Origin of the sequence: Streptomyces sp. NPDC093591 (assembly GCF_044764885.1) — a bacterium.
GTDB lineage: Bacteria > Actinomycetota > Actinomycetes > Streptomycetales > Streptomycetaceae > Streptomyces.
This window is the reverse complement of the sequence record NZ_JBIWIY010000009.1, coordinates 227,690-241,932: the sequence shown is the minus strand read 5'-3', so window position 1 is coordinate 241,932 and position 14,243 is coordinate 227,690. Positions and strand designations below refer to the sequence as shown.

Sequence of the window (14,243 nt, the reverse complement as noted above, 5' to 3'; positions counted from 1 at the left end):
TGCTATCGAGCGGTCGTCCCTCGGGACACCTCGGCTTACAGCCCCCAGGACGGTTCGCCAGCCGCGATGGCATTCAATCACTTACCGGCAGGCGTGCACGACGCCTTGGTCCCATTGTCCGTCACGCCAGTGACACACTCGGTGCCGATGGCCAAGAATCACCGATCCGATCGATCCCCGACGGGCCCCGTTTCCCGGGTGGACCCGGGTACGGTGCTGGGCCGGCTCGCCTCGGGGCCGAGCCGGGCTTCGCGCATCACTCATACGGAGCATGTGCCCCCGCGGGAGGGTCGCCATGCCGTCTGGCCTGACCGGATCCGCGCGGAGGTCATCTCCGCAGTCCAGACGGCCGGAATCGAACATCCCTGGGCCCACCAGGCACGCGCCGCCGAGCACGCCCTGGACGGCGACTCCGTGGTCGTCGCCACGGGCACGGCGTCCGGCAAGTCGCTGGCCTACCTCGTGCCGGTCCTCTCGACGCTCCTGGACGGCTCCGAGGCCCCCAACGGCCGTGGCGCCACCGCCCTCTACCTGGCCCCGACCAAGGCCCTTGCGGCGGATCAGTGCCGTTCGGTGAAGGAACTTTCACATCCGCTCGGCAATTCCGTACGGCCGGCTGTGTACGACGGCGATACTCCGTTCGAGGAACGCGAGTGGATCCGCCAGTACGCCAACTACGTCCTCACCAACCCCGACATGCTGCACCGGGGCATACTTCCCTCCCATCCCCGCTGGTCCTCCTTCCTGAAGGCGCTGAAGTACGTCGTCATCGACGAGTGCCACACCTACCGCGGCGTCTTCGGCTCCCACGTCGCCCAGGTCCTGCGCCGCCTACGCCGCCTGTGCGCCCGCTACGGCGCCTCTCCCGTCTTCCTGCTGGCCTCCGCGACCGCCGCCGAGCCCGCGGTGGCCGCCGGCCGCCTCACGGGCCTGCCGGTGGTGGAGGTCGCCGACGACGCCTCCCCGCGCGGGGAACTGGTCTTCGCCCTCTGGGAGCCGCCGCTCACCGAGCTCCAGGGCGAGAAGGGCGCCCCGGTCCGCCGTACCGCCACCGCCGAGACGGCGGACCTTCTGACGGACCTGGCCGTGCAGGGTGTGCGGTCGGTCGCCTTCGTACGCTCCCGGCGCGGCGCCGAGCTGATCTCGGTCATCGCCCAGGAACGCCTCGCCGAGGTCGACCGCTCCCTCGCCCGGCGTGTCGCGGCCTACCGCGGCGGCTATCTCCCCGAGGAGCGCCGCGCCCTGGAACAGGCCCTGCACTCCGGCGAACTCCTCGGCCTCGCCGCCACCACCGCCCTGGAACTCGGCATCGACGTCTCCGGCCTGGACGCCGTACTGATCGCCGGCTATCCGGGCACACGCGCGTCCCTGTGGCAGCAGGCGGGCCGGGCGGGCCGCTCCGGACAGGGCGCGCTGGCCGTCCTGGTCGCCCGCGACGACCCGCTGGACACCTACCTCGTCCACCACCCCGAGGCCCTCTTCGACCGACCGGTGGAGTCGACGGTCCTCGACCCCGACAACCCGTACGTCCTGGCTCCGCACCTGTGCGCGGCGGCCGCGGAAATCCCTCTGACGGACGAGGACTTGGCGCTTTTCGGCCCCGAGACCGAGGAACTGCTGCCGCAACTGGAGGCCGCGAAGCTGCTGCGCCGCCGCACGAAGGCCTGGCACTGGACGCGCCGCGAACGGGCCGCCGACCTCACCGACATCCGCGGCGAGGGCGGCCGCCCGGTCCAGGTGGTCGAGGCCGGAACGGGGCGGCTGCTCGGCACGGTGGACGCGGGCGCCGCGCACGGCACGGTGCACGAGGGCGCGGTCCACCTGCACCAGGGCCGCACGTATCTCGTCCGCTCCCTCGACCTGGAGGACTCGGTCGCCCTGGTCGAGGAGGCCGCACCGCCGTATTCGACGGTCGCCCGCGACACCACGTCGATCGCCGTCCTGGAGACCGACATCGAGGTCCCGTGGGGCGACGGCCGCCTGTGCTACGGCTCCGTCGAGGTCACCAACCAAGTCGTCTCCTTCCTGCGTCGTCGGCTCATCACGGGTGAGGTACTGGGCGAGACGAAACTCGACCTCCCTCCTCGTACGCTGCGCACGCGCGCGGTGTGGTGGACGGTCACCGAGGACCAGCTGGACGAGGCCCGGATCAACCCCGAGATCCTCGGCGGCGCCCTGCACGCCGCCGAGCACGCCTCGATCGGCCTGCTGCCCCTCTTCGCGACCTGCGACCGCTGGGACATCGGCGGCGTCTCGATCCCGCTGCACCCCGACACCCTGCTCCCGACGGTCTTCGTCTACGACGGCCACCCCGGCGGCGCGGGCTTCGCGGAGCGCGCCTTCCACACCGCCCGCGCCTGGCTCACCGCCACCCGCCAGGCCATCGCCTCCTGCGAGTGCGACGCCGGCTGCCCGTCCTGCATCCAGTCCCCCAAGTGCGGCAACGGGAACGATCCGCTGCACAAGAGGGGGGCTGTGCGGCTGCTGACGGTTCTGTTGCGGGGGGCGGCGGAGGGAGAGGTTGCCGGGAGCAGGGAGGAGGGACCTGCCACAGCTGGGGAGGGGGAGCCGGTCCCGGCGAGGGGTGGGCGGTCTGGTCCAGCGGGGGACGGTCCCCCGGCGAACGACGTGGGCCCCTGAAACCAGCTGAGGACGGCTCGCGTGCCGGGGCGGGTGACGGACGGCCTGCTGCCCTGGCAGGGACGGGGAACTGCCCCGAGCAGGGGCAGACGGGCTTCCTGGGGCGCGGTGGGGTGGACGTGCCCTGAGGGGCGAGGGAGAGGGTGCCTCCAGTGAGGAGGGCGCCGCCGCGAGGACAGGCAGCATGCCCTGGCTGGGGAGGCGAGGCGGCGACGAACGCGTCCGCCTCGCTGCTGCCGCGCGCCGCCCGCGCCCGCGCCGCCTCGCTGCTGAGTGGGGAGGGCGAGGAGCCGATGTCGGCCGCGCAATCGCCTCATGGAGCCGCCGGCGGCCGGTCCGCCCCCGCGGCGCCGCCCGACGGAGGCCCCTGCGGCGGGGTCGCCGCCTCCGGAGCCGCAGGCCCCGCCCGTGCCCTGACCTCCGCCGCGAACGGCCCCCGGCCCACCGCCGCCGTCACGTCCGAGACCTCGCCCACCACCACGCACCGTACGAGCCGCACGCCCTGCGCCCGGGCCACCCGCTCCGCACGGGCGCAGGCGGTCGTACCGCCCTCCGCCCAGTGATCGGCCGCCGCGAGCGCCGCCAGATCCGCACCGCCGGCCGCACGGTGCCGGGTCACAACTGCTTGGCCCAGGGCGAGTACGACGCCGAAGACGACACACAGCACGGCGATGGCGCCGAGGCTCCAGACGGTGGCTGAACCGCGGTCGGAGCGCATGCCGACGGCAAGGCGCTGGGCAACATGCCGGGCGGTGGCGGGCCTGCGGGCCGTATGCCGCTCGATGCGGGGGCTGGGCCTGGCGGCCCGACCGGTCAGGGGCATGTGGTCAGGTTCTCGGCCGGCGGCGGGCCCGCGGCCGGGCCCCCAGCCGACGGTCGTGCGGCCGGTCTCTGGGAGTCCCCCCGTCATGTCCCCGCCCCCACCATCTCCTCCGCCGCTGCCACGGCTTCCTCCCGTACCTCGAACGGGAGTCCCCGCAGCACCGGTGGCTTGGCCACCACGACCACGCGGACTTCGTCCCCCTCGCGGCCGACCGTGACCGTCGCGCCTCGCGGTGCGGCCTCACGGGTCACCTCGATGACCGCGTCGGCCGGGTCCTGCCGGGCCGCCGCGCGGGCGCCCGTCCGGGCCGCGTCCACGCACTGGATCTGGGCGGCCACCACGAGCAGCCCCCACACCAGCGCCATCGCGAACATCACCAGGACGGGCAGCACGACAGCCGACTCCGCCGTCACGAACCCCTCGTCCGATCCCCGACCGGGCGCCCGATCGGCGCCCCGGTCCGTTCCTCGCTCGATGCCCCGCTCACATCCGCGCATCGAGCGCCTGCTTCACGATGGCCTGCAATTCCGCGCTGACCTGCCCGCTCGTCACGACCTTGTAGAGCACCACGGCGAACGCCACCGCCGCCACGATCCCCATCGCGTATTCGGAGGTGACCATCCCCGCGTCCCTCCGCGCCGCCCGCATCCCGCACACCAGGGCACGCATCCGTGCCCGTACCGCCTTGTACATCTCAACCCCCGTAAGGCTCAGTCCTGTTGAAACCAGCTGTTGAACGTCTGCTGCCGAAGCCCGAACTCGCCTGCTGCCGAGCCGAGCCCGTCCACTGACCGGCGACCGTCGCCGCCCCTCACCTGCTCATCCACCACCCCCTCCCAGCACCCCGCCCGCGAGCCCGATCACCACCGGCGCCACGCCCACCGCGATGAACGCGGGCAGAAAGCACAACCCCACCGGCGCGGTGACCATGACGGCCGCGCGCCGGGCCCGCTCCGTCGCGGAGCGCGCCCAGTCGGCGCGGGCCTCCGCGGCGAGCCGAGCGACCGGTCCGGCCGCCGGAAGTCCCGACACACCGGCTCTTTCGAGCAACCGCGCCAGCGGGCCGGCCCCCGGCATCGAGGCCAGCCGTCGCCATGCCTCGCCCGGTTCACCGCCGAGTCGCACCTCCGCCGCCCCTCGCGCCAACCCGTCCCCGACGGGGCCGCCCAAGGCCTCGCCCACGGCCTGCGCCGCGATCACCGGACCGGCTCCCGCCGCGATACAGGCCGCCAACAGATCGGCGGCGAGCGGCAGCTGGCGAGCCACCTCACCGGCCTCCGGCTCCTCCTCGGCGCCAACGGCCCCCTGCCGACGCCGCCACATCCACATACCGCCGGCGACGATCAGCCCCACAGCCAGGCCCGCGACGCCGCCGACCAGCGCCCAACCCGCGCCCACGACCGCCGCCAGGGGCAGCCCTTGCCGCATCCCCGCCCGGACGTCGCACCGTCGGCGTATCGACGTCACGTCGGCAATCGTCATCAACTCGGCCAAACGTCGTCGCACCCTCCGTTCACGCCGCGCCGCCACGGGCCACCGCAACAGCCACCCGACGACCAACGCCGCCCCCACGGCTGCCCCCAGCCTGTGGACAATCTCCGCGCTCACGCCGCCACCTCCCTCGCACGCCCCGTCCCGCCCAAGTCCTCACGCCACCGTCTCCTTCGCACGCCCCGACTCACCCCAGTCCTCACACCGCCTCAGCTCCCCGCACGATCCGCATCGCCCACCACATCCCCAGCCCCTCCAGCACCCCGCCGACCACCACGCACCCGAGCCCCGCCCCGGTGTGCAGCAGCACATGCAGCGGGTCGGCTCCCATCACGGCACCCAGGAGCAGCCCCAGGACCGGCAACCCGGCGAGCATCACCACCGTCGACCGGGCGCCCGCCAACTGGGCACGGAGGTCGGCACGTTGGTCTCGCTCGGCCCGAAGTGCGCCTTCCAGCCGGTCGAGTCCGGCCGCAAGTCCCGCGCCCTGGTCGACGGCCACCCGCCAGCACGCGGCAAGGCCCGAAAGGCCCTCAGCGCCCGGCTGCCGTGCCGCGGAGGTGAGCGCGCCCGGGACATCACCACCGAACCGCGCCGCCGCCAACACCGCGGCCTGCGCTTCACCGAGCCCACCGCAGTCCCGCGCCACCCGCAGCAACGCCTCACCCGGCTGCCGCCCGGCCCGTACCTCCCCGGCAAGCGCCCCGCACAGCGTGATCACCGCGTCCCCGCAACGCTCCCGCGTCCGGCGCGCCTCCCGGGCCAGCCGCACCCTCCGCAGCAACGGCACCCCGGCCGCCCCCGCGACGACCGGCAGCAACGACGCCCCCAGCACACCGAGCACCAACCCGACGGCCGGCGCCCACCATTCGGCCCGCAACCGCCCCCGCAGCCGACGCAGTTCCCCGGCCATCTGCCGCCAGTCGGGCGGCCCGGCACCCACCACCCCACCGCCCGCAAGCAGCAACTCGGCCCGCCGTGTCCCGGAGTTCCGCCCGCCCAGCAGACAGACCGCCGCCCCGAGACACGCCGCTGCCACGCCCAACGACATCTCACCCATTCAGACCACCGCCCCCCTCACGCCACCGACTCCTCACCGCTTCGGACCCCCTCACCACGCCCACGCCCCATCCACGCCCCCGGCCCTCTCACGGCACACATCCCTCATCGCCGGCGTCCCGAAGGAGACCCCGCAGCCGCTCCCACCCCCGCTCGTACGCGAACGCCCCCGCGTCCCAGCGCAGCGCCGGCACCGTCCGCACCAGCCCCGATGAGTCCCGCTCCAGCACATGCACCTCCGAGATCCGCCGCCGCCCGGCCCGGTCGCGCACGAGATGGAGTACGACCGACAGCGCGGCCGCCAACTGGCTGTGCAGGGCGGCCCGGTCCAGCCCGGCCGCCGTGCCGAGCGCCTCCAGCCGGGCCGGCACGTCGGCCGCCGCGTTCGCGTGGACGGTTCCGCAGCCTCCTTCGTGACCGGTGTTCAGAGCGGCCAGCAGATGCACCACTTCGGGCCCGCGTACCTCACCCACGACCAGCCGATCCGGCCGCATCCGCAGCGCCTGCCGCACCAGGTCCTCGAGGCTGACGAGACCGGCGCCCTCCTGGTTGGCTGGTCGAGTCTCCAGCCGTACGACATGGGGATGGTCCGGCCTGAGCTCCGCCGAGTCCTCCGCGAGCACGATCCGCTCGCCCGGCCCGGCCAGCCCGAGCAACGCGCTCAGCAACGTCGTCTTGCCACTGCCGGTCCCGCCGCTGATGAGGAAGGACAGCCGCGCGTCGACCAACGCCCGCAGTACCCGGTCCCCGCCCGGCGGCACCGTGCCGGCCGCGACCAGTTCGTCGAGCGTGAACGCCCGCGGCCGTACGACCCGCAGCGACAGACACGTACAGCCGACGGCGACCGGTGGCAGTACCGCATGCAGCCGGGTCCCGTCGGGCAGCCGGGCGTCCACCCAGGGGCGCGCGTCGTCCAGCCGCCGCCCGGCCACCGCGGCCAGGCGCTGGGCAAGGCGTCGTACGGCCGCCGCGTCCGGGAAGGACACGGAGGTCAGCTCCAGGCCTCCGCCCCGGTCCACCCAGACCCGGTCCGGCGCCGACACCAGCACATCCGTCACCGACGGATCGGCGAGCAGTGGCTCCAGCGGGCCGCTTCCGACCAGTTCGGACCGTAACTGCTCGGCCGCTCCGAGGACTTCGGCGTCCCCCAGCACCCTGCCCTGCTCTCGCAGGGCCTGCGCCACGCGCGCGGGCGTGGGCTCGGCGCCGCTCTCGGCCAGCCACTGCCGCACCCCGTCGAGCAGCCCCGTCGGCATGCCAGCCCCGGCCGCGGCCTCGGACGCCGTCCCAGCCGACGCCCACCGCCCAGCGGACGGACCGCCCCGGTCGACCGACTCCCAGCGCCCGGTGGACGTACTCGCCCCCACCTCCGCCACGCGCGACACCACAGCGGCGCTCGTCGAGCCTTCCGACACCCTGGCCCGCACCACCCCGGCACTGACCGAACCGCCCGACATCCGAGGCCGCGCCAGACCATCACTCACCGAACCGTCCGACGCCCGAGCCCGCACCACACCAGCACTCACCGAACCGCCCAACGCCCATCGCGGCGTGGCCCTACGCACCCTCCCGGCCGCCGTCCCGCTCGACCGCCACCGCTCGGGGGACGCCCGCACCGAACCACCCGAGCCACCGCTCACCCAGTCGAGCCCGAGACCCGTAGCCGTACTCAGGCCGTCACTCGCGCCACCGCGCACGCCCTCACTCACGCCACTGCGCCCACCCTCACTCGTGCCGCTGCTCCCACCCGCACTCGTGCCGTTACTCACGCCACTCCTCATGCCGCCCTCGCCTCAAGCACCGCGCGCTCCCAGAACTCCCCGCAGAACCGCGCCAGCGGTCCCCGCCCCACCGTCCCCGGCGGGGCCTTGGTCTCGTGCGGTCGCAGCAGGCCCGCCTCGACCGGCACCTCGCCCACCAGCGGCAGCTCCAGCAGGCGGGCCACCTCGCGGTCGTCCAGCCCGGGCGCGTACGGCCCGCGTACCGCCACCCGCAGATCCCGCAGGACCATCCGGACCGCGCAGGCCACCTGCCGAGCGGCGGTGAGGGCGCGCAGTTCGGCGGGGACCACGAGGATCCCCATGTCGAGCTGGGCGAGGGCCTCCGCGACGCCGTCGTCGATGCGGCGGGGCAGGTCGACGACGACGGCGCCTCCGCGTCGCCGGGCCGCGGCGAGTACCGCACGCATCGCCTGTGGCGGGACGGCGAGGCAGTCGCCGCGGTCCCAGCTCAGTACCCGTAGGGAGTGCAGCTTCGGCAGGGACTCCTCCAGGGCGCCGCTGCCGAGCCGCCCGCGCGAGCCGGCGAAGGCGGGCCAGCGCAGGCCCTCGGCGGCCTCGCCGCCGAGGAGGACGTCGAGTCCGCCGCCCAGCGGATCCGCGTCCACGAGCAGCGTGCGCAGCCCTTCACGCGCGGCGGTGACGGCGAGGGCACAGGCGAGTGTGGACGCTCCGGCCCCGCCGCGGCCGCCGATGACCCCGACGGTGAGGGCGGGCCGCCCGACGCCCTCGGCGACGTCGGCGATGCGGTCGACCAGCCACTGTTCGCCGTCGGGCAGCATCAGGACGTGGTCGGCGCCGATCTCGACGGCTCGGCGCCAGACGCCCGAGTCGTCCTGGTCCCGGCCGACCAGCACCACTCCCCGTCTGCGTCCGGCTCCGCGCACGCGGCGCGCGGCGTCGTCGCCGACCAGGACGAGCGGTGCGGCCTCCCAGCTGCCTCGGGGCTCGGGCACCCCGTGGTGGACCTCCGGTGTGGCGCCGGCCGCCGCGCACAGGCGCAGCAGGTCGTCGAGCAGGTCGGCGTCCTCCGTGACGATCAACGGCTTGCCCGGCTGCCCGGAGGCGGCGGGCGGCTGATCGTGTGTGACGGCTGCGGTCACGGTTTCCGTCCCCCTTCGCTGCATCGCTCGCGCGGCCCTGCGGCCCCGCGATTCCCAAACGTGTGAAGAACCGGCAACCGGCCTCCATATGAACGGCCGATACGAACCGGCCAAACTCGCCCGACTAACCAGAACCGGCCATGAAGTCGGCCTGAGCGGGACGCGCTGGAATCACGGTGCAGCGATCCCGGAAATCGTGTGGATCTTGGTCGATAACTGTGGACAACTCGACGGTTGTGAATATGGCCGTCACCCATACCGGTGACCCCCGCACCGACCTCTGTACGACTTCCGCAGAGCAGCGCGACAGCTACACACAGTCACGGATCATGGACGCGCCGAAGAGGCGGCCGCAGCCGCCTCGCCTCGGCCTCTCGGCCAGGATCAGAAGAGAAAAACCCACCCGGACATGCGACGACCCCCGCCGGGGGGGAGAGCGGGGGTCGTCTCCACGGCCGACTCGGGGGGGGGAGGAGTCGGACCGGGTTAGCACGGTCGCGAACGATCCGTGACTTCCATGGTGTACCCGAGAGCCCTCTCAGGCAAACCCACGCGCCCACCTTACGCCGAATGGGCTGCCCCTATGCTCAGGGTTGTGGAAAACCACTCCTTGCCCCGCACAGCGGCCTTCTTTGACCTGGACAAGACGGTCATTGCGAAGTCGAGCACGCTCACGTTCAGCAAGTCCTTCTACCAAGGCGGTCTGATCAACCGCAGGGCCGCCTTGCGGACCGCATATGCCCAGTTCGTCTTCCGCCTGGGCGGTATGGACCATGACCAGATGGAGCGCACGCGCGAGTACCTCTCGGCGCTCGTCCGCGGCTGGAACGTCCAGCAGGTCAAGGAGATCGTCGCCGAGACGCTGCACGATCTGATCGACCCGATCATCTACGACGAGGCCGCCTCCCTCATCGAGGAGCACCACACCGCCGGCCGCGACGTCGTGATCGTTTCCACGTCGGGTGCCGAGGTGGTCGAGCCGATCGGCGAGTTGCTCGGCGCCGACCGCGTGGTGGCCACGCGCATGGTCGTGGGCGACGACGGCTGCTTCACCGGCGAGGTGGAGTACTACGCCTACGGCCCGACGAAGGCCGAGGCGATCAAGGAGCTGGCGGAGTCCGAGGGCTACGACCTCTCCCGTTGCTACGCCTACAGCGATTCAGCCACCGACGTGCCGATGCTTCAGTCCGTAGGCAACCCGCACGCCGTGAACCCCGACCGCGCGCTGCGCCGCGAGGCACTCGCGCGCGGGTGGCCGATTCTCGACTTCCACCGCCCGGTCCGGCTCAAGCAGCGGATCCCCTCCTTCTCCGTGCCGCCGCGACCCGCCCTCGTCGCGGCGGCGGCCGTAGGAGCAGCCGCGGCCACCGCAGGGCTGGTCTGGTACGCGAGTCGACGCCGTACGGCTCTCACCTGACCTGCGCCTCCCGGTTTCCCTGTGCCCAGTTCGAGGTATCAGCGCCCTTTTGACGCGGTTTTGAGAGTAAAAGTAAAGAACTGCAACCAGGCCTTCCACTTGGTTGGGTCCTGGAGTACAAAGGACTCAACGGCCCGCGAGACCAAGGACATCCGCGAGGATCACCTTTAATACGCATTTGGCCCCACGGACCGAGCATGAACACCGGGCACCCACGCGACGTCGACCCGTCGATTACGGGCCAGCCACACCAGGTGACGGGCAAAGTTCCCGACCTGATGGGCAACATATCGAGGACGCTTGGTAACCCGGTGGACATGCCAGCGGCGGTACGAATCCTCGTACCGCCGCAACTCATATGAGCCCCCGTGCGGGGCTTTTTTCGCGCCCTACGACTCTCGGTCCGACGACTCTCGGTCCGACGATTCTCGGCCCGACGACTCTCGGTCCGACCTACGACGCCTCACGCGCGCGTGCGTTACGACAGTCCCACGCCCCCATGCCCGACACCCCACGCGCGCGTGCGTCACCGCGACCCACACTCGCTCGCGTGCTGCCGCCGAGGCGGCCGCGGTTACGCCGCCCCACGCTGCAGCGCCTCGCACACCGCCGTCGACTCGCGCGCGCCGAGCTGGATGGCCTTGCCGCAGTGGGCGATCCAGGCGGCCATGCCCTCGGGCGTGCCGGAGACATAGCCTTCGAGCGCCGCCAGATAGGCGGCGCGGCCCAGTTCGGCGTGGCCGACCTCCGCCGGGCAGACGGACTTCGGGTCGAGACCGCTGCCGACCAGGACGATGCGCTCGGCCGCGCGCGCGACGAGGCCGTTGCGGGAAGTGAAGGGGCGCAGCGCGAGGATCTCGCCGTGCACGACAGCGGCCGTCACCAGGGCGGGCGCCGATCCGCCGACGATGATCAGCTCGGACAGGCCTTCCAGACGGCCGTGCACCTCCGCCGCGCTCGGCAGCGGCAGCTCGACCAACGGCTCGTCGACCGACTCGCCCTCCTGGCGCGGCCGCCCGACCTTGTCGTCCTTGCTCGCAGCAGCCACGAGGTGCAGCCGGGCCAGCACCCGAAGCGGCGACTGCCGCCAGATGGACAGCAGTTGGCCCGCCTCGGCCGTGAGCCGCAGGGCCGCACCCATGACGCGCGCCTCGTCGTCACCGCTGAAGTCGGTGCGCCGACGCACCTCTTCGAGCTCCCAGTCGGCACCCGACAGCGCCCCGGAACCACGGGCACCGCGCAGCGCCGCCTCGGAGGTGATCTCGTTGCTGCGACGCCGCATGATCCGGTGCCCGTAGACCCGGTCCACGGCCTTGCGCACGCACTCCACGGACTCGGGCACACCGGGCAGTGAACCGAGGGCCGCGAGCGGGTCGGCGGTCGCACCTGTCGTACTCATGAGTACGACATTACGCACCCCGAGCCCTCACCCCACGATCGAGTGGCCTTCTTCACGCACGCCTGCCACATACAGCTACTACGCCACTACCCTTCGTGAACATGAAAATTGCTTTCGTCGGGAAGGGCGGCAGCGGCAAGACCACGCTGTCCTCCTTGTTCGTCCGCCACCTCGCCGCCACGGGCGCGCCGGTCGTCGCCATCGACGCCGATATCAACCAGCACCTGGGAGCCGCGCTCGGCCTCGACGAGCGGGAGGCCGCCGCGCTGCCCGCGATGGGCGAGCGGCTGCCGCTGATCAAGGACTACCTGCGCGGCTCCAATCCGCGGATCGCCTCCGCCCAGGTGATGATCAAGACGACGCCGCCCGGCGAGGGTTCGCGGCTGCTGCGCGTACGCGAGAACAATCCGGTCTACGACGCCTGCGCCCGGCCGGTGGAACTCGACGGCGGCGCCGTCCGTTTGATGGTCACCGGCCCCTTCACGGACTCCGACCTCGGGGTCGCCTGCTACCACTCCAAGACGGGGGCGGTGGAGCTGTTCCTGAACCACCTGGTGGACGGCCCCGACGAGTACGTCGTGGTCGACATGACGGCGGGCTCGGACTCCTTCGCCTCCGGCATGTTCACCCGCTTCGACATCACGTTCCTCGTCGCCGAGCCGACCCGGAAGGGGGTCTGCGTCTATCGCCAGTACAAGGAGTACGCCCGCGACTTCGGAGTCGTCCTGAAGGTCGTCGGCAACAAGGTGCAGGGACAGGACGACCTCGACTTCCTCCGCGCCGAGGTCGGGGACGACCTGCTGGTGACCGTCGGGCACTCCGACTGGGTGCGTGCCATGGAGAAGGGCCGCCCGCCCCGGTTCGAGCTCCTGGAGGACGCCAACCACCTCGCCCTGCGCCGGCTGCGCACGGCCGTGGACGCGACGTACGAGCTGCGGGACTGGGAGCGATACACGCGCCAGATGGTGCACTTCCATCTGAAGAACGCCCGGTCCTGGGGGAACGAGCGCGCCGGGGCCGACCTGACGGCGCAGATCGACCCCGGGTTCGTGCCGGGTGAGGCACACAGTGAGAGCGTCACCGGCCTGCGTGAGGACAACTCGCCCCTGAACGCTCCTGCTTGACCGGTCTGACCTGTTACTGCTTGACCGCGCCGACCGTTACTGCTTGACCGCCGGCGCCCCTGGCGCCCCCTTCGGGGCCGGGGCGGGCCGTCCCGAGAGGAAGGACGCCCAGCCCTGCTTCGGGGCCTCGCCGACCCCCAGCGTGCGCAGCTTCCTCAGGACGGTCGGGTCCTGGGCGTCCAGCCAGTCGGCGAGCTGTCGGAAGGAGACGCAGCGCACGTCGGGTTTGTTGCAGACGGCCTCGACGACGTCCTCGACGGCGCGCATGTAGGTGCCGCCGTTCCAGGACTCGAAGTGGTTGCCGATGATCAGGGGCGCTCGGTTGCCGTCGTAGGCCCGGCGGAAGCCCATGAGCAGGCCGTCGCGCATCTGGTCGCCCCAGAAGTCGTACTTGGCGGGGTTGCCCTGGCTCGTGGTGCCCGACTGGTTGACCATGAAGTTGTAGTCCATGGTGAGCTGCTCGTAGGAGTGCCCGGGGAAGGGCACGAGCTGCATCGACAGGTCCCACAGGCCCCCCTTCTTCGCGGGCCAGACCTGATTGTTGACGCCGCTCGAGTCATAGCGGAAGCCCATCTCGCGGGCGGCCCTGACGAAGTTCTTCCGGCCTTCCAGACAGGGCGTACGGGCGCCGATGAGTTCCTTGTCGTAGTCGAAGGGCAGGGGGGCCGCGTTCGCCATGCCGGTGTTGGTCTTCCAGGACTTCACGAACCTCTTCGCCTGAGTGATCTCGTCCTTCCACTCCTCGACCGACCATTCGCCGACTCCGCCGCCGCTGCCGCAGAAGTGGCCGTTGAAGTGGGTGCCGATCTCGTTGCCCTCGAGCCATGCCAGACGTAGCTGCTTGACGGTGTCGGCGATGCCCTCCACGTCGTTGAAGCCGATGTCCGAGCGGCCCGGGGAGTGCTGCGGCGGGCGGTACAGGTCGCGCTTGTGGTCCGGCAGCATGTACACGCCGCTGAGGAAGTACGTCATCGTCGCGTTGTTCGCCTTGGCGACCCCGCGGAAGTGGGAGAACAGCTTCTGGCCGTCCTCGCCGGCGCCGTCCCAGGAGAACACCACGAACTGTGGGGGCGTCTGACCTGACCTCAGGCGTTCGGGTCTGGGCAGGTGTGGCTGGGCTCCGGTGTACGCGGTGGACCCGTCGCCGATCAGGCGGACCGCACTTTGGGGCGCGGGCGCCGCCGGCTGCGGCTTCTGCGGTCCGGACGCTCCCTGCCGGATCGGGTCGGTGCCGGTCGAGCAACCGGCGAGCGATACGGCGCAGACCGCGGCGATCGCGGTACCCGCGGCGATCCTGTGCGTCACGACGATCCTGTGCGTCGCGGAAATCCTGCGGGGGGCGGCGAACCTGCGGGTGGCGGCCATGTTCCGTCCACCTTCTTCCTTCTCTCGGGTGCCGACAGCGCCGC

The 14,243-nt window shown here is 72.1% G+C and carries 12 protein-coding genes; 3 read left to right on the top strand and 9 right to left on the bottom strand.

The genetic code is table 11. From position 1 onward, the window contains the following. The first annotated feature begins 66 nt into the window (after window positions 1-66). On the top strand, window positions 67-2,640 hold the full coding sequence (locus ACIREI_RS20995) for a DEAD/DEAH box helicase (protein WP_403334741.1): 2,574 nt from the start codon (window positions 67-69) through the stop codon (window positions 2,638-2,640). 313 nt (window positions 2,641-2,953) lie between these two features. On the opposite strand, the gene ACIREI_RS20990 is transcribed toward ACIREI_RS20995, so the two are convergent. From ACIREI_RS20990 to ssd, 7 genes are all read right to left on the bottom strand, one after another. After that, window positions 2,954-3,358 (bottom strand): Rv3654c family TadE-like protein, encoded by a 405-nt coding sequence (locus ACIREI_RS20990; protein WP_403335104.1) that lies wholly within the window; start codon window positions 3,356-3,358, stop codon window positions 2,954-2,956. A 188-nt stretch (window positions 3,359-3,546) separates the two neighbouring features. Beyond that, complete coding sequence (locus ACIREI_RS20985) at window positions 3,547-3,960, bottom strand: TadE family type IV pilus minor pilin (RefSeq protein WP_403334739.1); 414 nt, start codon at window positions 3,958-3,960, stop codon at window positions 3,547-3,549. Next, window positions 3,947-4,156 carry a DUF4244 domain-containing protein gene (locus ACIREI_RS20980; RefSeq protein WP_403334737.1) on the bottom strand — a complete coding sequence of 70 codons (210 nt, stop codon included), beginning with the start codon at window positions 4,154-4,156 and terminating at the stop codon, window positions 3,947-3,949. The genes ACIREI_RS20985 and ACIREI_RS20980 overlap by 14 nt, the downstream gene beginning before the upstream one ends. A 126-nt stretch (window positions 4,157-4,282) precedes the next feature. Beyond that, window positions 4,283-5,071 carry a type II secretion system F family protein gene (locus ACIREI_RS20975; RefSeq protein ID WP_403334735.1) on the bottom strand — a complete coding sequence of 263 codons (789 nt, stop codon included), beginning with the start codon at window positions 5,069-5,071 and terminating at the stop codon, window positions 4,283-4,285. Between the two features lie 82 nt (window positions 5,072-5,153). Further along, window positions 5,154-6,014, bottom strand: a complete 861-nt coding sequence (locus ACIREI_RS20970; RefSeq protein WP_403334733.1) for a type II secretion system F family protein — start codon at window positions 6,012-6,014, stop codon at window positions 5,154-5,156. Between the two features lie 88 nt (window positions 6,015-6,102). After that, the gene (locus ACIREI_RS20965) at window positions 6,103-7,269 is read right to left on the bottom strand and encodes a TadA family conjugal transfer-associated ATPase (protein WP_403334731.1); all 1,167 of its coding nucleotides are present in this window, start codon (window positions 7,267-7,269) and stop codon (window positions 6,103-6,105) included. A 521-nt stretch (window positions 7,270-7,790) separates the two neighbouring features. Then, entirely contained in the window at window positions 7,791-8,918 is a 1,128-nt protein-coding gene (ssd, locus tag ACIREI_RS20960) for a septum site-determining protein Ssd (protein WP_403334729.1), read from the bottom strand. Window positions 8,919-9,477: 559 nt separating this feature from the next. Here ssd and ACIREI_RS20955 point away from each other — a divergent pair. Then, a complete protein-coding gene (locus ACIREI_RS20955) occupies window positions 9,478-10,311 on the top strand; it encodes an HAD family hydrolase (protein WP_403334728.1) in 834 nt (277 codons plus the stop codon). Window positions 10,312-10,885: 574 nt separating this feature from the next. On the opposite strand, the gene ACIREI_RS20950 is transcribed toward ACIREI_RS20955, so the two are convergent. Then, a complete protein-coding gene (locus ACIREI_RS20950; RefSeq protein ID WP_403334726.1) occupies window positions 10,886-11,710 on the bottom strand; it encodes an oxidoreductase in 825 nt (274 codons plus the stop codon). A 101-nt stretch (window positions 11,711-11,811) separates the two neighbouring features. Between ACIREI_RS20950 and ACIREI_RS20945 the strand changes: the two genes are divergently transcribed. After that, a complete protein-coding gene (locus ACIREI_RS20945; RefSeq protein WP_403334725.1) occupies window positions 11,812-12,834 on the top strand; it encodes an ATP-binding protein in 1,023 nt (340 codons plus the stop codon). Window positions 12,835-12,870: 36 nt separating this feature from the next. Here ACIREI_RS20945 and ACIREI_RS20940 read toward each other — a convergent pair whose 3' ends face one another. Further along, window positions 12,871-14,199, bottom strand: coding sequence for a hypothetical protein (locus ACIREI_RS20940; protein WP_403334723.1), 1,329 nt, complete (start codon window positions 14,197-14,199; stop codon window positions 12,871-12,873). Window positions 14,200-14,243 lie beyond the last annotated feature (44 nt).